The sequence below is a fragment of the Bradyrhizobium sp. WSM3983 genome, assembly GCF_000473045.1.
GTDB lineage: Bacteria > Pseudomonadota > Alphaproteobacteria > Rhizobiales > Xanthobacteraceae > Bradyrhizobium.
On sequence record NZ_AXAY01000028.1, the window covers coordinates 23,088 to 38,626 of the forward strand.

Genomic DNA, 15,539 nt, shown 5'->3' on the forward strand with positions numbered 1-15,539 from the left:
CCATGCCTTAAGAACCGCCCCGTCCCGGGCGGTCGGTCCGCCAGCGGGAAAGATCTCATTTTGCCACATTCGCGCGTGCCGAAACGGTAGTGCCGAACACGGCCTTTCGAACGTTCAGGATTCTGCCATGAAGGTCCGTAACTCGTTGAAGTCGCTGCGCGGTCGCCATCGCGCCAACCGCCTGGTCCGCCGCAAGGGCCGGGTCTATGTGATCAACAAGGTGCAGCGCCGCTTCAAGGCTCGCCAGGGCTGATTTCGCCCTCGCGGTCGCCTCGCGCGCACGCCCCGCAAGACCACGGTCTCACGCGAGTTTGACGCCGCCCTGCTTTGCAAGGGCGGCTTTGCGCGTTTAGACTTTCCCCATGGCAGTGAGATTCCCTTTCGCGCGTACGATGTGTCTGGCCCTGGTTCTCGGGACCGCCGGCCTCGCGCCGGCACTGGCGCAGGATGATCCGGCCCCGCCGGCGAAGCAGCAGAAGAAGCTGCCGGAGGCGCCGGCCAAGCTGCCCAAGGCGGAGCGCACCAAGAATCTCGATTTCCTGTTCGGCGCGCTCAAGGCCGCCCCTGACGATGCCAGCGCCAAGCATGTCGAAGCGCGGATCTGGGCGATCTGGCTGCAGACCCCGAGCGACACCGCTGCGCTGTTGATGGCGCGGGCCAAGGCGGCGGTCGATGCGCAGAAGATCGAGATTGCGATCAAGCTTCTGGATTCAGTCATCAAGCTTCGGCCCGACTACATCGAAGCCTGGAACCGGCGCGCCACGCTCTATTACATGCAGAACGATTACGCCCGCTCGCTCTCCGACATCCGCGAGGTGCTGATTCGCGAGCCCCGTCATTTCGGCGCGCTCGCAGGGCTCGGCATGATCATGCAGGACGTCGGCGACGAGAAGCGCGCGCTCGAGGCCTATCGCAAGGCGCTCGCCGTCAACCCGCACCTCGAGAAGATTCCCGATCAGGTGAAGGCCTTGACCGAGAAGGTCGAAGGCCGCGACATCTAGCCGATAACTCGATCATTTCTTGAGCGGTTGTAGCGCGGTGGGATTAACCACGATCTCACGCGTCGCATGGTCAGGACTATTGTCGCCGCCGCCGCAGGTCTACCTGCATGGCAGGAGCAAAAGCCATGAAGCGTTTGATCTTTGCTTGCAGCTTGCTGTTGGCGTCGGGAACGATGTGCTTCGCCGACGGACTGTTCTGGGTGGTCGGCAATCGCGCCACCGGCAAATGCAACATCGTGACCAGCAATCCGGTCATCGACGGCGACATCTGGTTCGGCGACGGTCCTTACAAATCCAAGGACGACGCCAAGCTTGCACGCTCGACCATCCGCGCCTGTCCCGCGCTCACGCCCGGCGAGCAGAAGGCCGAGGACGGCACAGGCTAGCCTGCGTCAGTGCAGGGCGCTGGTGCCACGCTCGGCGAGACCGCGATCGGCGGCTGCGGCATAGGCCTTTGCGAGTTCCGTCTCGAGATGCTCGTTGATCAGGAGCAGCGCCCGCACGGCACCGCGCAAATCGCCGTTGCAGCTTGCGACAATCTCGTCGATTGCGGTGTCGTTCGATCTGATGCTCATCGAAAAATCCTCCGGTTCAAACCAGGACTATCCAGCCGGTCTTTCCCGCATCCCCTGAGATCGCGAGGAGGGATCGGCGCCCATCCGCGTCTAGATGGCGGAACCGACCGTGGCGATTATAAGGAAGCTGCGAGACGACTGCATGAAGCTGGTCCGGGGCTTGTGAGTCATTCGGTCGAACTCTTGATTCTATTGCGTTTTTTGGTTCAGTAATTATGCACATATCCACAGGCCGGCATTTCCGGTGGACGTGCTGAGCCGCCTTAGGCGAAACTGTCGCCTGCCTGACCCGTAACAGCGATGTGCCCTGGATCACTCGGACTCTCTCCATGATCGTGATGTCAGCCGTGACGGCGCTGGTGCTGCTGGCGCTGGTCACGCAGGCCGGCGTCGTCGCCGTGCAGCGCGCCTTTCCGCCGCAGGGCCGGATGATCGAGGTCGATGGCGCGACGCTCCATGTCGTCGACATCGGCCCGCGCGACGCCGGCCTGCCGATCGTGATGCTGCATGGCGCGAGCTCCAACCTCGAAGTGATGCGGCATCGTCTCGGCGGCCTGCTGGCCAAGCAGCATCGCGTCATCCTGATCGACCGTCCCGGCCATGGCTGGAGCACGCGCGCGCGCCGGCAGGATTCGACGCCGGACATCCAGGCGCGGATGATCGGCGCGGCGCTCGGCAAGCTCGGGATCGATCGTGCGGTCTTCGTCGTGCATTCCTGGAGCGGCGCGCTCGGTGCGCGGCTGGCGCTCGATCATGCCAGCCGCGTGGCCGGCCTCGTGATGCTGGCGCCGGTGACCCATCCCTGGCGCGGCGGCGTCGGCCGCTACAACGAGATCATCGCAATGCCGGTGATCGGCCCGCTGCTCGCTTACACCGTCACGTTGCCGCTGGGCTATTTCGTCACCGAGTCCGGCGCGCGCAACGTGTTCCTGCCGCAGACGATGCCGGACGGTTTCGTGAAGGACTCCGCGACGCCGCTGCTGCTGCGTCCGCGCGAATTCATCGCCAATGCCTATGATCTGGTGACGCTGAAGGCAGCGGTGGCCGCGCAGGCTCCGCGCTACGGCGAGATCAGGCTGCCTGTAACGATCATCGCCGGTGCGCCCGACAAGACGGTGAAGACTGACATCCACGCGCGCCCGTTCGCCGCGACGGTGCCGAACGCAAAGCTGATCGTGCTGCCCGATCTCGGCCACATGGTGCAAAACGCAGTGCCGGATCTCGTGAAGACGGAGATCGAGACGATGATCGCTAACATCGCCCCGGCGCAGGCGGCCGCCGACTAGCGGCCGCCGTTCTTCCGCTTACTGCTTGATCTTGCCGTCCTTGTCGAACTGCGACACGTAGGTCCAGAGATTGTTGATCTCGGTCTCGTTCTTGATGCCGGCGAACGCCATCTTGGTGCCGGGGATCTTGGCCTTCGGGTCCTTGATGTATTCCTTGAACTGCGCCTCATTCCAGGTGATGCCGGAATTCTTGTTCGCATCCGAGTAATTGTAGTCTGGCGCGGTGCCGGAATGACGGCCATCCAGGCCGTTCAGTTCGGGGCCGACCTTGTTCTTGGCGCCTTCGCCGATGGCATGACAGGCCAGGCATTTGTTGAACGACGATTTGCCGGCAGCGGCATCCTGCGCCATCGCGCCGGAGGCCGTGGCAGTAACGGTGAGGATCATCAGCGCGCCAAAAGTCAGTTTTTTCATAGGGTGCTCTTCGTCTCTTTTCCCGGTGAGGTCTCAATTGGTCGGCGATCGTCGAACCCTGCCGGTTTTGGCACGGCCCGCTCGGCTTGGACAAGCCACGAAACCATGACAGGTTTCATGATTTCCTACTTGTCCCAGAGCGAACTCAGCCTGAGATCGTGGCTCCGACTTTCGGACGGCCTACCCAAACCAGCGCGGACGTGGTTGATTTGCCGTGCTAAATCGACCGTGCGGCGGAAGCCGCAAGGATATCCCATGAAGGATTTGATATGGCCATCATGATGCCTGCGAGCGATCAGGCGGTGCTCGCGCGCCGCGCGGAGATCGTTGCCGCATTGCGCGCAATCGTGACCGGCGAGGGCGTGATCGACAGCGCCGCCGAGATGCGGGCCTATGAATCCGATGGGCTGACCGCCTATCGTCAGCCACCGATGGTCGTGGTGTTGCCCGACACCACCGAGCAGGTCTCGCTCGTCCTGAAATATTGTGCCGCCCACGGCATCAAGGTGGTGCCGCGCGGCTCCGGCACCTCGCTATCCGGTGGTGCGCTGCCGCTGGAGGACGGCGTGTTGCTAGGCCTCGGCAAGTTCAAACGCATCCGCGAGATCGATTTCGACAACCGCGTCGTCGTCACTGAGCCTGGCGTCACCAACCTCGCGATCAGCCAGGCGGTCGCGCATGCCGGCTTCTATTACGCGCCCGATCCGTCCTCGCAGATCGCCTGCTCGATCGGCGGCAATGTCGCGGAAAATTCCGGCGGCGTGCATTGCCTCAAATACGGCATGACCACCAACAACGTGCTCGGTTGCGAGATTGTCCTGATGAGCGGCGAGATTTTGCGCATCGGCGGCAAGTCGGCGGAGAATTCCGGCTACGATCTCATGGGCGTCATCACCGGCTCGGAAGGGCTGCTCGGCGTCATCACCGAGATCACGGTGCGCATCCTGCAGAAGCCGGAGACGGCGCGCGCACTGATGGTCGGCTTTGCGCAAGTCGAGGCGGCCGGCGAATGCGTTGCGCGCATCATCGGCGCCGGCATCATTCCCGGCGGCATGGAGATGATGGACAAGCCGGCGATCCACGCGGCCGAAGCCTTCGTCCATGCCGGCTATCCGCTCGACGTCGAGGCGCTGCTGATCATCGAGCTCGACGGCCCCAAGATCGAGGTCGACGAGCTGATCACGCGCGTTGAGACCATCGCAAACGGTTGCGGCTCGACCACCTGCCAGATCTCGACCTCGGAGGCCGAGCGCAATCTGTTCTGGGCCGGGCGCAAGGCCGCGTTCCCTGCGGTGGGGCGCATCTCGCCCGACTATCTCTGCATGGACGGCACCATTCCGCGCGGCGCGCTGCCGAAGGCGCTCGCCCGCATCCGCGAGCTCTCGGAAAAATACCAGCTCGGCTGCGCCAACGTGTTCCATGCCGGCGACGGCAATCTGCATCCGCTGATCCTGTATGATGCCAACAAGCCCGGCGAGATCGAGCGCGCCGAAGCCTTCGGCGCCGACATCCTGCGCGCCTGCGTCGAGTTCGGCGGCGTGCTCACCGGCGAGCATGGCGTCGGCATCGAGAAGCGCGATCTCATGGGCGACATGTTCACCGAGATCGACCTCAACCAGCAGCAGCGGCTGAAATGCGCCTTCGATTCGCAGGGCCTGCTCAATCCCGGAAAAGTGTTTCCGACCCTGCACCGCTGCGCCGAGCTCGGCCGCATGCATGTCCATGCGGGGAAAGTGGCGTTCCCGGATATTCCGCGGTTCTAGGATCTTGTGGAGGGAAGAGCTTGCGTCGCGAGCCCTTCCCTCCAGGAGCCGTTACAGCAGCCCGTACTGCGCCCGCTCGCGCTTCGCCAGCAGCGGCAGCGCTTGGCCTGCGATGCAGGTCTTGAAGTGTGCGCTTTCCTGATGCGCCTTGAAGGCGGCTTCGTCGCGGAACAGTTCGAAGAACAGGAACTGCGCCGGATTGTCCTTGCCGCGCGAGATCAGGAACAGCTTGACGCCGTCCTCGCGCTGCGCCTCCGGCAGGAAGCGGTCGAGGATGGCGGCGATCTTGTCGGCCTCACCAGGCTTCGCCTCCCATTGCGCGACCACGAGCAGGCCGCCGCCGTCGACGGCATCGCTGATCGATTTCTGTGTTGCATAGTGGTTCATTGTCTTTGCTCCTTGCTCCTGTGCCTGAGATGACGCCGCCGTCCAAGGCGAGAGATAGATCGCCAGGACGGCGATCACCGACCTGCGGCTGAACGGTTCACGTGCACGCGGCGCTGGCCGCGCATGTGTCGATCGCTCCATCCGTATCTCCGTTGCTCGATCTCGATCGCGATCGCCGCAACCATGTCGCGACGGCTTGCCGGTTGGGTTCGCTGGTGATCGAAGTGTCGATGTCGTGAACGTTTCGATCATGATCGAAACGTTACGGCGGCGCCCTGTGCGACAAGCCTGATGGGTTTTCGTCATATGCCGGAGCCGGCCATGCCGACCATCGCACGCGAGCTCGCCGGCCTGGCGGCCCTGATCGCCGATCCCGGCCGTGCCCTGATCCTGTCGCGACTGATGGACGGACGCCCTCAGACCGCGGGCGAGCTGGCGCTGGTCGCCGGCGTCACGCCACAGACGGCGAGCTGGCATCTCGGCCGGCTGGTGCAGCACGCGCTTCTGAAGGTCGAGCGGCGGGGGCCGCGCCGGTTGTACCGGCTGGCCACGCCGCTGGTCGCGCAGATCCTCGAGGGCATGATGACGGTTGCCGTGACCGGTCCGCACGCCACGCGGCCGCCGGCACGGATTGATGCCGCGATGCGGCGAGCTCGGACCTGCTACGATCACCTCGCGGGCGAGCTCGGTGTCGCCCTCGCTGACGCGCTGCGGGAGCGCGAATATCTGGTTCTCGATCAGGAGGTTGGTGAGCTGACGGAAGGGGGCACGGCGTTCCTCGGCAGTTTCGGTATCGATCTCGACCCGTCGGCGCGGCACCGGCGGGTGCTGTGCCGGCCCTGTCTCGACTGGAGCGAACGCCGGCCGCATCTGGCCGGGCGGGCAGGGGCGGCGCTCGCCGAGCTGGCGTTCCAGCGGGACTGGATCCGCCGCAGGCCGCAGGGGCGCTCCGTCGAGATCACCGATACCGGGCTTGACGCATTCCGCACCCTGTTCGGTGTCTGCATTTGATTTTGGCGCCAAATTTCGTTACCCGCTAGACGCGTGGATACGCTCAGGGTCAGAGACGCCAAAGACGTCGAAGAGGTGGTGCGCGCGGCGATTGCCAATGAGCAGCCGCTCGAGATCATCGGTCATGGCTCCAAGCGCAGCGTCGGGCACGCGATGGCGACCAACGCGGTGCTCGACGTCTCCGCGCTGAATGCCGTCACCTCCTACGAACCCAACGAGTTGATCGTCACGGTCCAGGCGGGCGCGCCGCTGGCCGACGTGCTGTCGCTGATTGATGCCAAGAACCAGCAATTCGCCTTCGAGCCGATCAACACCGCGTCGCTGCTCGACACGCCCGTATCAGGCACCATCGGCGGCATGATCGCGGCCGGTCTCGCCGGCCCGCGCCGGATCAAGGCGGGCGGGGCGCGCGATCATCTGCTGGGAGCGCATGCCGTTTCCGGCTTCGGCGACAGCTTCAAGACCGGCGGCAGGGTGGTGAAGAACGTCACAGGTTACGATCTCTGCAAGCTGCTTTCAGGCTCCTGGGGCACGCTGTCGGTGATGACTGAAGTGACGCTGAAGGTGATGCCGAAGCCCGAAGCCGAGCGGACGCTGCTGCTGCGCGGGCTCGACGATGCCGCCGCCAACAAGGCGATGACCGCAGCCCTCGGCTCGCCCTTCGACGTCTCCGCCGCCGCGCATCTGCCGAAATCGGCGTTTCGGGCCAGGACCGACGGGCTCGGCGATGTCGCCGGTCAGGGCGAGGCGCTGACGGTGCTGCGGCTCGAGGGCATTACGGCTTCGGCTGCTCACCGCGCCGGCTCGCTGCGCGAGTTGCTGGCGCCGTTCGGAACCGCGACCCTGATCGAGGACGCAGCCTCGTCCGCGCTGTGGGCCACCATCCGCGACGTGCTGCCGTTCGCTGCCAGCGGCGCGCTCGGCGCCTGGCCGGTGTGGCGGATCGTCTGTCCGCCGGCCTCGGGAGCGGCACTCGGCACGCAATTGGCGCGCGAGACCGGTGGCGACGTCATCTACGATTGGGGCGGTGGGTTGATCTGGGCGGCGCTGCCGCCGAAGAGCGACGCGCATGCCCCGGCGGTGCGCCAGCGGACCGACGCCTTCGGCGGGCATGCCACGCTGATCCGGGCTGCCGAGGACGTCAGGCGCAGTATCGACGTATTCCATCCGCAAGCGCCGGGTATCGCCGCCCTGAGCGAACGGGTCCGCGCCAGTTTCGATCCGAAGTCCATTTTGAACCGGGGACGGCTGACGCGGGGCGCTGCGGCATGAAGACCGAATTCTCACTCGCGCAGCTCGCCGACCCCGACATCGCGGAAGCCGACAAGATCCTGCGCGCCTGCGTCCATTGCGGCTTCTGCACTGCGACCTGCCCGACCTATGTGCTGCTCGGCGACGAGCTCGATAGCCCGCGCGGCCGTATCTATCTGATCAAGGAGATGCTGGAGAAGGACCAGGCGCCGACGGCCGAGGTGGTCAAGCATGTCGACCGCTGCCTGTCGTGCCTGGCCTGCATGACGACCTGCCCCTCCGGGGTGAACTACATGCACCTCGTCGATCAGGCCCGTGTCAGGATCGAGCAGCGTTATCAGCGGCCGCTCGCCGAGCGGCTGCTGCGGCAGGTGCTGGCCTTCGTCCTGCCCGACCCGCAGCGGTTTCGCATCAGCATGCGGCTGGCGCAGCTGGCCCGGCCCTTTGCTGTCTTCCTGCCGACCCCGCGGCCCTCAGCCACCCCCGGCCTGATCCAGCGCCTCAAGGCGATGCTGGCGCTGGCTCCAGGCCGGCTGCCGGCACCGGGCGCGCTTCCGGGCAGCGTGTTCGCAGCGCTTGGCAGGAAGCGCGGCCGGGTCGCGCTGCTCCAGGGCTGCGCCCAGCAGGTGCTGGCGCCGCGCATCAACCAGGCCGCCATCAGCCTTCTCACCCGCCACGGCATCGAGGTGGTCCTGGTCAGGGACGAGCAATGCTGCGGCGCGCTGACCCATCACCTCGGTCACGACGATGACGCGCTGCGCCGGGCCCGCGCCAACGTCACGGCGTGGCAGAAGGAGGCCGCTGGCGAGGGGCTCGATGCCATCCTGGTGACGGCGTCCGGCTGCGGCACGGTGATCAAGGACTACGGCTATCTGCTGCGCGAGGACGCTGCCTTTGCAGCCGATGCGGCGAAGGTGTCAGCGCTCGCGAAGGACATCACCGAATATGTCGCCGGTCTCGCCCTCGCGCCGAGCACGCAGCAGGACAACATCGTCGTCGCGTATCACTCCGCGTGTTCGTTGCAGCACGGGCAGAAAATCACGGGTCTTCCGAAAGAATTGCTTTCCAAGAATGGATTCGTGGTGAAAGATGTCCCGGAGAGCCATTTGTGTTGCGGTTCGGCGGGGACCTACAACATTCTCCAGCCCGAGCTTGCGGGCCGGTTGCGTGATCGCAAGGTCGCCAACATCGCGAGCGTCAAGCCGGACATGATTGCCGCGGGCAATATCGGCTGCATGGTGCAGATTGCCAGTGGCACGTCAGTTCCGGTCGTACACACGATTGAGCTTCTCGATTGGGCTACGGGCGGGTCGCGGCCGGCACTGAATGCGTCGCGCTGAGCTTTCGTCCGGAGTGACGGCCGAAGGGCGCCCGATCGACCATTGTTCGGCGGCAACAGGAGGACCACGATGGCGAAAGCGAGCAAGAAAAAAAGCAAGAAGGCCAAAAAGGCCAAGAAGGTTGTAGCGGCGAAGAAGGCGACGAAGAAGAAGGCGGCCAAGAAGGCTGCGAAGAAATCAGCCAAGAAGGCTGCGCCGAAGAAGGCCGCCAAGAAGACGGCAAAGAAGGCTGTGAAGGCAGCACCGAAGAAGGCTGCCAAGAAAGCAGCTCCGAAGAAGGCGAAGGCAGCTCCCGCGCCGAAGCCGGCGGCTCCGATGGCAGCGCCGGCACCCGAGCCTGCCGCCGAGACGAGCTGGGCGATGCCTTCGTCTTCTGCGGAACCGACGCCGGCCGAAGGGCAAGGTTAGGTCCCGAGGGTTAGGCCCTAAGGCCGGGTTCGCCCCCGACCATGATCGACAACAGGAAGGCCGCAGCGGTGACGCTGCGGCCTTTTTGCATCGCCACGACGGCTGCCGGAGGTTGCCCTTTTTTGAGTCAGTTGATTCGTAGCACGCGCGCCACGGCGTCGGCGCCCTACGTAGTATCCCGGACGGCTCTGTGCACTTTGGAGTGAAAATAATGTGATCGAGAAGCAACACCAGCTGACAACCTTTCGTGGAATCGTCAGAACGCCCAAAAAGTCGGCAGATGCTCTTGTTTTTTGCTTCTCGCTTTACGCCCCTCCCTTCAGATTGCCGCTGTAACGCAATTTTGCAGACAAGTCGTACACCCCGGGGGGCTTCCGGGAATCCGACTCGGTAGAACTGGTGATGGGGATCGAAATGAAGAAAGTGACTTTGTTAGCAACGGCGCTGGCAATGGTGACGGGTTCGGCTTTCGCGGCGGACATGCCCTTGAAGGCTCTGAAGGCTCCTCCGGCGCCCGCGTTTGATCCTTGGGACGTCGCTTTCGGCGGCGCGATCATGAGCGACTACATCTTCCGCGGCGTGACCCAGTCGAACCACAAGCCGTCGGTCGCCGCCTATTTCGAGCCCCGCTACAACATCAACAAGGACCTGCAGCTCTACGTCGGCGTCTCGGCCGAGAGCATTTCCTTCGCCAATCGCGCCGCGGCTGAGGTCGACGTCTACGGCGGTATCCGCCCGACCTTCGGCGCCTTCGCCTTCGACATCGGCGTGTGGGGTTATCTGTATCCGGGCGGGAGCTGCGCCGACAACGTGCTTACCGGCGGCATTCCCGGCGGCGGCGTCTGCCCCGTCAGCACCACCACCATCTTCCTTGCCGACGGCAACGTCATGAAGAAGGACGTCAGCTTCTTCGAAGTCTACGGCAAGGTGAACTACACCATCAACGACAGCTGGACGGTCGGCGCGACCGAGTACTACTCGCCGAACTTCCTGAACTCGGGTGCCTGGGGCAACTACGCTTCGTTGACTGCCAAGTACACGGCGCCCAGCACGGCCTTCGGTACCTCGGGCGTCGGCATGTACGTGTCGGGTGAGTTCGGCCGGCAGTGGTTCGGCACCTCGGACGCCTTCTATGGCACCGGTGTCGGCACCGTGTTCGCCAACGGTATCCCCTACAAGGACTACAACACCTGGAACGTCGGCATCGGCTTCACCTACAAGGTGTTCACGCTGGATCTGCGTTACTCCGACACCGACCTGAACAAGGGTGATTGCAACGCCTTCACCAGCGCGTTCAACGCCACCGGCACCACCAACGTCACCGCGATCAACCCGGGCGGCGCTGGCTCCAACTGGTGCGGCGCGGCGGGCATTGCCAAGCTGTCCTTCGACCTGACGGCGATGACCAACCTGAAGTAAGTTTCTTTCCGAGACGACTGACAAGGGCGGCAGAGCAATCTGCCGCCCTTGTGTTTTGGGCTCGGGGTAAAGAGGGCTGCGAGAGGTCCGGGCCTTCATGGTTCGAGACGCGCCGTAAAGCGGCGCTGCTCACCATGAGGGTCTAAGATTTCGCCGCGAAACAAAACCTCATCCTGAGGAGCCCGCCAAAGGCGGGCGTCTCGAAGGACGGCCGCAACGAAGGTCTTTCGGAGGGCACGCTCGCGCCGCCTCAGCGCGCCGCGCTCGCCTCCGGCTCGGCCGGCGCATCGTCATTGCCCAGCACGTGGACCGCGCCTTCCTTCACCATCGCCACCTTGCGGGTATGGAAGGCATCGAGCGTCGAGCGATGGCCGATCGAGACGATGGTGGCCTGCGGCAGCTTCTCCGCCAGCAGCCGGTAGAGCCGCGCCTCGGACGGCTCGTCGAGCGAGGCGGTGGCCTCGTCGAGGAAGAGATAGTCCGGCCCATGCAGCAGCGCGCGGGCGAGTCCGAGGCGCTGCTGCTCGCCGAGCGACAGCGTCCGGTTCCAGTGGCCGTCCTCGTTGAGCCGTTCGGCGAGGTCGGGCAGGCCGACGGCGATCACCGCGTCCCGGATTTGGGTCGCCTGGAATTCACCGGGTGCTGCGGGATAGATCACGGCGTCACCCAGCGCACCGATGGGGAAATAGGGGCGTTGCGGCAGCATCATCAGCTTCGCCTGCACGGGGATGGCGATGGTGCCGGTGCCGAACGGCCAGATGCCGGCGATGGCCCGGAACAGCGTCGACTTGCCGGAGCCCGACGGCCCGGTCACGAGCACGCGCTCCGGCGCATGGATGGCGAAGCCGTCGGCTGCGACCAGCGGCGTGCCGTTGGGGAGATACACGCAGAGCTTCTCGAGGTCGATATTGCGGCTGCCGCCTGCCGCTTCGAGCATAATCGTCGCCTCATGCGCCGGCAGGTTTGCCGCGCTATCGACCGACATCTCGAAGCCGTCGAGACGCGCAACGATCGCGCGCCATTCCGCGATCGATCGATAGGCCGTGACGAAGAAGGACAGCGCATCCTGCACCTGGCCAAAGGCCGAGCCGGTCTGCATCATGTCGCCGAGCTGGATGCTCTTGGCGAAGTAGGCGGGCGCGACCACCACATAGGGAAAGATCGTTGCGGCCTGACCGTAGCTGGCCGTGAAGGCGGTGAGGCGCTTGGTCCGGCTCATGATCGCGTACCAGTTGCCGATGACGTAGCCGAAGCGCTGCAGGAGATGACCTCGCTCCGCGCTCTCTCCTTTCAGGAGTGCGATCTGCTCGGAATTTTCACGCACGCGGATCAGGTTGAAGCGGAAGTCGGCCTCGTAGCGCTGCTTCTCGAAATAAAGGTTGATGAGCGGCGCGCCGATCCAGTGCGTCAGGCCCGTACCCAGAAGCGCGTAGGCCAGCGCGCACCAGACCAGAAAACCCGGGATGACGATATCAGTGCCGTAAATGTGCAGGGGCGCCCTGTTGGACAGACCCCAGAGGATGACGATGAACGACGCCAGCGTCACGATCGACGACAGCAGACCGAGGCCGAGGACAAGCGTTTGCTCGACGAAATTCGTGACGTCCTCAGTGAGACGCTGGTCCGGGTTATCGGCGGCGTCGCCCTTCAGCTGCATGCGGTAATGCGTGGCGCCGTCGAGCCATTCGCCGAGATAGTGCTGCGTCATCCATCGCCGCCAGCGGATCTGCAGCCACTGGTTCAGGTAAAGCTTGTAAACGGCAAGCGCGACGTAGGTGAAGGCAAGGCCGAGGAAGATCCAGACCTGCATAACGAACTCGTTCAGATCGTAGGCCTGGAGTGCGCTGTAGAACCGGTTCTGCCACTGATTGAGCAGCACATTGATCGCGACGAGCGCCAGCTCCATTGCGACGACGACGCCGAGCAGGCCGCGGCCGGCCCATTTGTCCTCCGATCGGAAATACGGGCCGGCGATTCGCCAGACGGTCGCGAGCGTGGCGCTTATGTTCTTCACAGAGGGGGATCTCCTGACGGGGTGTGCGCAAATGCCCGGAGCCAATGGCTGAGGCGACGGCGGACATAAGCGCGGTGGTTAGACTAAAGTCGCAAACTCTGCAATTTGGGTTGGCTTGTCCGGGCCGGCAACCCTAGCATGGGCCCAACGGCGCGGGGTGGGGGCCTTCGGACTTCGCGAGCTTGTGAGCGATCTTGCCGAGCCGATCCTCTCGACCGCTGATCCGAACCGCACGAAACCATGTGGAATAATCGCAGGTTCCGTAGGGTTAAGCTGCACAGATAACCGCTCAGAAGAGCGGAATAACGATCAACAGGGAGGTAGCAATGTCCAACGAAACCACCAAGTCGAAAACCAGCCGTCGTAAGTTTCTTGTCGCGGCAGCAACCGCTGCCGTCGCGGCGCCCTACATTCGCGATGCCGAAGCTGCCGAGACCACCACCTGGAAGGTGCAGACCTCCTGGCCGGCGGGCGTAGGGCTCGCGACGTTCAAGCAATGGTGCGGCACGATCAAAGAGAAAACCGGCGGCGAACTGGAGTTCAAGCCATTTGCCGCAAAGGAAATCGTCGGTGACTTCGAACTCCTGGACGGCGTCAAGAACGGTGTGCTCGAGGCGATGAACTCGTTCACGCTGTATTGGGCCGGCAAGGTGCCTGCCACCGCGTTCCTGTCATCCTATTTGATGGGACTGCGCTATCCGCATGAATGGGACGTGTTCTTCTACGGCAATGGCGGCCTGAAGCTTGCGCGCGACGTCTTTGCCAAGCAGGGACTCATGTATGTCGGCCGCATCCATCATGGTCCGAACATCATCCATTCCAAGAAGCCCATCCGATCCATCGAGGATTTCAAGGACCTGAAGCTGCGCGTGCCGGGCGGCATGATTGCCGAGGGGTTCGCCGCCATAGGCGCCAAGACGACCCTGCTTCCCGGCGGTGAAGTGTTCTCGGCTCTGGAGAAGGGCACGATCGAAGCGGCGGACTACACCGGACCGGCGGTCAATTGGGATCTCGGCTTCCAGCAGGTTGCGAAATATATCTGGATGGGCCCGACCGGCCTCGAATCGATCTATCAGCCCGTGGACCTGATGGATTTCTGCGTCGGCCTCCCGCACTGGAACAAGCTGTCGCCGAAAATGCAGCAGTGGGTGGAGAACGAAATCCAAGCTTACTCCGCCCTCCATCACGGGGCGATTCAAAAGGCCGACATGGAGGCTTGGGGCAAGTTCGAGAAGGCCGGCGTCGAGATCAATCGGCTGCCAGCTGAGGACCTCGAAAAATTCCAGAAGGTCGCGGTGCCGATCTGGTTCAAATGGGCGAACAAGGACAAGGATGCCGCGCGGATCTTCAAGGCGCAGCTCGAGGTGATGGAATCGCCCAGCTTTGGCTACGTAACGCCGGACATGTACAAGGGACAGAAATTGGATCTCTGACGTCCCAATGCGAGCGCATCAAGGCGGGAGACGCTGCACGCGCGCCTTCCCGCCTTTCCCGCCACATTCTCGTCCGCTCCGACCTGCAGCCCACTGCGTCCCGTGAGGCAAAGCAATGCCAAGTCTGAACTTCGTGCTGCCCCATTGGCTCTATTGGGGCACGCTGTTGCTGTTTCCGCTGATTGCGATGTACCTCGTCAAGCGCGAAAAACGACGCGGCCCTTCGCGCGGCCCTTCGCTGTTCATCGCCTACCTGTTCTGGCTGTGCTCGGGCTTCATGGGCCTGCACCGCTTCTATCTGCGTAACTTCTGGGGCTTGGTTTTCATCCCGGTCTTTCTCGCCATTCTCTTTGCTAACGTCGAGATCAGGGACCGGCGCGAGGACGTCTCGCGTACCCGGGCCGCGGTCGAGAGGTCCCACACCCTGATCAGGCGCGCGCAAATCCCGCCAAACGTCGCGCCGACTCCCGAAACGACGGAAGTCCTGCAAAAGGCGCAGAGCCAAGGCCGGGTCGCCGAGCAAGAGTTCGGGCAGGCCGAAGCCAGCCTCGGTCAATGGCGCAGCTACTCGCGCTGGCTGGCCATCCTGATGGCAGCGATGCTGCTCGCAGATGCCGTTCTGCTGCCGTGGCTGGTCCGCCGGGCCCGCGAGGCCGAAGCTGCCCTCCCGCCTCCGGCAGCAGAAGCCACGCCCGATATTGCCATGGTGGGGACGCATGAGGATCCGACTCTGGGTCTGCACACCCGCTTCACGGACTGGATCGAGACGGTCAACGTTCGTGCCGGAGAGTTCGCGGCCTATTGGGCGGTGATCTCGGTGTTCGTCTACTATTACGAGGTAATCGCGCGCTTCGTTTTCAACTCACCCACCAACTGGGTGCATGAAAGCATGTTCCTGATGTACGGCATGCAATACATGCTCGCCGGCGCCTATGCCTATCGCGAGGATCAGCACGTCCGCGTCGATGTGATCTACACGAAGTTTTCGCCGCGCGGCAAAGCCGTCGCCGACATCATTACCTCCGTCTTCTTCTTCATCTTCATCGGGGTGCTGTTCTGGACGAGCTGGCGATTTGCGGCCGACTCGATCAACAATGACGAGCACTCCTTCACGGAGTGGGGCGTGCAATATTGGCCGATCAAGCTGATGATGCCGATCGGCGCGGGACTTCTGTTCCTGCAGGGTATCGTCAAGCTCCTCAAGGACATTGTGTTTCTGTCGCGGGGGAGAGCCTGA

The 15,539-nt window shown here is 63.7% G+C and carries 17 protein-coding genes; 13 read left to right on the plus strand and 4 right to left on the minus strand.

All coding sequences use genetic code 11. The features are described 5' to 3' along the window. Nucleotides 1-127 precede the first annotated feature (127 nt). The 3 genes from ykgO (at nt 128) to YUA_RS0130765 (ending at nt 1,387) form a co-directional block, all read left to right on the plus strand. Nucleotides 128-253 carry a type B 50S ribosomal protein L36 gene (gene ykgO / locus YUA_RS0130755; protein ID WP_006611362.1) on the plus strand — a complete coding sequence of 42 codons (126 nt, stop codon included), beginning with the start codon at nt 128-130 and terminating at the stop codon, nt 251-253. 109 nt (nt 254-362) lie between these two features. After that, on the plus strand, nt 363-1,001 hold the full coding sequence (locus tag YUA_RS0130760) for a tetratricopeptide repeat protein (RefSeq protein ID WP_027534141.1): 639 nt from the start codon (nt 363-365) through the stop codon (nt 999-1,001). A gap of 125 nt (nt 1,002-1,126) precedes the next feature. After that, nucleotides 1,127-1,387: a hypothetical protein gene (locus tag YUA_RS0130765; RefSeq protein ID WP_027534142.1), complete on the plus strand. Its 261-nt coding sequence runs from the start codon at nt 1,127-1,129 to the stop codon at nt 1,385-1,387. 6 nt (nt 1,388-1,393) lie between these two features. Here YUA_RS0130765 and YUA_RS0130770 read toward each other — a convergent pair whose 3' ends face one another. After that, nucleotides 1,394-1,576: a hypothetical protein gene (locus tag YUA_RS0130770; RefSeq protein ID WP_027534143.1), complete on the minus strand. Its 183-nt coding sequence runs from the start codon at nt 1,574-1,576 to the stop codon at nt 1,394-1,396. Nucleotides 1,577-1,905: 329 nt separating this feature from the next. Between YUA_RS0130770 and YUA_RS0130775 the strand changes: the two genes are divergently transcribed. Further along, nucleotides 1,906-2,862, plus strand: coding sequence for an alpha/beta fold hydrolase (locus YUA_RS0130775; protein WP_027534144.1), 957 nt, complete (start codon nt 1,906-1,908; stop codon nt 2,860-2,862). Between the two features lie 18 nt (nt 2,863-2,880). On the opposite strand, the gene cycA is transcribed toward YUA_RS0130775, so the two are convergent. Next, a complete protein-coding gene (cycA, locus tag YUA_RS0130780; RefSeq protein WP_027534145.1) occupies nt 2,881-3,276 on the minus strand; it encodes a cytochrome c-550 CycA in 396 nt (131 codons plus the stop codon). A 269-nt stretch (nt 3,277-3,545) separates the two neighbouring features. Between cycA and YUA_RS0130785 the strand changes: the two genes are divergently transcribed. Further along, a complete protein-coding gene (locus YUA_RS0130785; protein WP_027534146.1) occupies nt 3,546-5,039 on the plus strand; it encodes an FAD-linked oxidase C-terminal domain-containing protein in 1,494 nt (497 codons plus the stop codon). A gap of 51 nt (nt 5,040-5,090) precedes the next feature. Here YUA_RS0130785 and YUA_RS0130790 read toward each other — a convergent pair whose 3' ends face one another. Further along, nucleotides 5,091-5,426 carry a putative quinol monooxygenase gene (locus YUA_RS0130790; protein ID WP_027534147.1) on the minus strand — a complete coding sequence of 112 codons (336 nt, stop codon included), beginning with the start codon at nt 5,424-5,426 and terminating at the stop codon, nt 5,091-5,093. 101 nt (nt 5,427-5,527) lie between these two features. On the opposite strand from YUA_RS0130790, the gene YUA_RS51255 reads away from it, so the two are divergent. The 6 genes from YUA_RS51255 (at nt 5,528) to YUA_RS0130820 (ending at nt 10,855) form a co-directional block, all read left to right on the plus strand. Beyond that, entirely contained in the window at nt 5,528-5,665 is a 138-nt protein-coding gene (locus YUA_RS51255; RefSeq protein ID WP_198029534.1) for a hypothetical protein, read from the plus strand. Between the two features lie 52 nt (nt 5,666-5,717). After that, complete coding sequence (locus tag YUA_RS0130800) at nt 5,718-6,437, plus strand: helix-turn-helix transcriptional regulator (protein ID WP_245285307.1); 720 nt, start codon at nt 5,718-5,720, stop codon at nt 6,435-6,437. A 33-nt stretch (nt 6,438-6,470) separates the two neighbouring features. Next, the gene (locus tag YUA_RS0130805; protein WP_027534149.1) at nt 6,471-7,709 is read left to right on the plus strand and encodes an FAD-binding protein; all 1,239 of its coding nucleotides are present in this window, start codon (nt 6,471-6,473) and stop codon (nt 7,707-7,709) included. Next, nucleotides 7,706-9,028: a glycolate oxidase subunit GlcF gene (glcF, locus tag YUA_RS0130810; protein WP_027534150.1), complete on the plus strand. Its 1,323-nt coding sequence runs from the start codon at nt 7,706-7,708 to the stop codon at nt 9,026-9,028. Before YUA_RS0130805 ends, glcF begins: the two co-directional genes overlap by 4 nt. Nucleotides 9,029-9,097: 69 nt before the next feature. Beyond that, a complete protein-coding gene (locus tag YUA_RS0130815; protein ID WP_027534151.1) occupies nt 9,098-9,436 on the plus strand; it encodes a hypothetical protein in 339 nt (112 codons plus the stop codon). Between the two features lie 414 nt (nt 9,437-9,850). After that, complete coding sequence (locus YUA_RS0130820) at nt 9,851-10,855, plus strand: TorF family putative porin (protein ID WP_027534152.1); 1,005 nt, start codon at nt 9,851-9,853, stop codon at nt 10,853-10,855. Nucleotides 10,856-11,105: 250 nt separating this feature from the next. Here the strand turns inward: YUA_RS0130820 and YUA_RS0130825 are convergent, their stop codons facing one another. Further along, nucleotides 11,106-12,869 (minus strand): ABC transporter ATP-binding protein/permease, encoded by a 1,764-nt coding sequence (locus YUA_RS0130825; RefSeq protein WP_027534153.1) that lies wholly within the window; start codon nt 12,867-12,869, stop codon nt 11,106-11,108. A gap of 326 nt (nt 12,870-13,195) precedes the next feature. Between YUA_RS0130825 and dctP the strand changes: the two genes are divergently transcribed. Both dctP and YUA_RS0130835 read left to right on the plus strand, forming a co-directional pair. Continuing rightward, nucleotides 13,196-14,302, plus strand: a complete 1,107-nt coding sequence (gene dctP / locus YUA_RS0130830; protein WP_027534154.1) for a TRAP transporter substrate-binding protein DctP — start codon at nt 13,196-13,198, stop codon at nt 14,300-14,302. A 115-nt stretch (nt 14,303-14,417) separates the two neighbouring features. Further along, a complete protein-coding gene (locus YUA_RS0130835) occupies nt 14,418-15,539 on the plus strand; it encodes a TRAP transporter small permease subunit (RefSeq protein ID WP_027534155.1) in 1,122 nt (373 codons plus the stop codon).

Coding starts and splice junctions, on each gene's coding strand:
- ykgO (WP_006611362.1), top strand. CDS start 128: ATGAAGGTCCGTAACTCGTTGAAGTCGCTGCGCGGTCGCCATCGCGCC.
- YUA_RS0130760 (WP_027534141.1), top strand. CDS start 363: ATGGCAGTGAGATTCCCTTTCGCGCGTACGATGTGTCTGGCCCTGGTT.
- YUA_RS0130765 (WP_027534142.1), top strand. CDS start 1,127: ATGAAGCGTTTGATCTTTGCTTGCAGCTTGCTGTTGGCGTCGGGAACG.
- YUA_RS0130770 (WP_027534143.1), bottom strand. CDS start 1,576: ATGAGCATCAGATCGAACGACACCGCAATCGACGAGATTGTCGCAAGC.
- YUA_RS0130775 (WP_027534144.1), top strand. CDS start 1,906: ATGATCGTGATGTCAGCCGTGACGGCGCTGGTGCTGCTGGCGCTGGTC.
- cycA (WP_027534145.1), bottom strand. CDS start 3,276: ATGAAAAAACTGACTTTTGGCGCGCTGATGATCCTCACCGTTACTGCC.
- YUA_RS0130785 (WP_027534146.1), top strand. CDS start 3,546: ATGGCCATCATGATGCCTGCGAGCGATCAGGCGGTGCTCGCGCGCCGC.
- YUA_RS0130790 (WP_027534147.1), bottom strand. CDS start 5,426: ATGAACCACTATGCAACACAGAAATCGATCAGCGATGCCGTCGACGGC.
- YUA_RS0130800 (WP_245285307.1), top strand. CDS start 5,718: ATGGGTTTTCGTCATATGCCGGAGCCGGCCATGCCGACCATCGCACGC.
- glcF (WP_027534150.1), top strand. CDS start 7,706: ATGAAGACCGAATTCTCACTCGCGCAGCTCGCCGACCCCGACATCGCG.
- YUA_RS0130815 (WP_027534151.1), top strand. CDS start 9,098: ATGGCGAAAGCGAGCAAGAAAAAAAGCAAGAAGGCCAAAAAGGCCAAG.
- YUA_RS0130820 (WP_027534152.1), top strand. CDS start 9,851: ATGAAGAAAGTGACTTTGTTAGCAACGGCGCTGGCAATGGTGACGGGT.
- dctP (WP_027534154.1), top strand. CDS start 13,196: ATGTCCAACGAAACCACCAAGTCGAAAACCAGCCGTCGTAAGTTTCTT.
- YUA_RS0130835 (WP_027534155.1), top strand. CDS start 14,418: ATGCCAAGTCTGAACTTCGTGCTGCCCCATTGGCTCTATTGGGGCACG.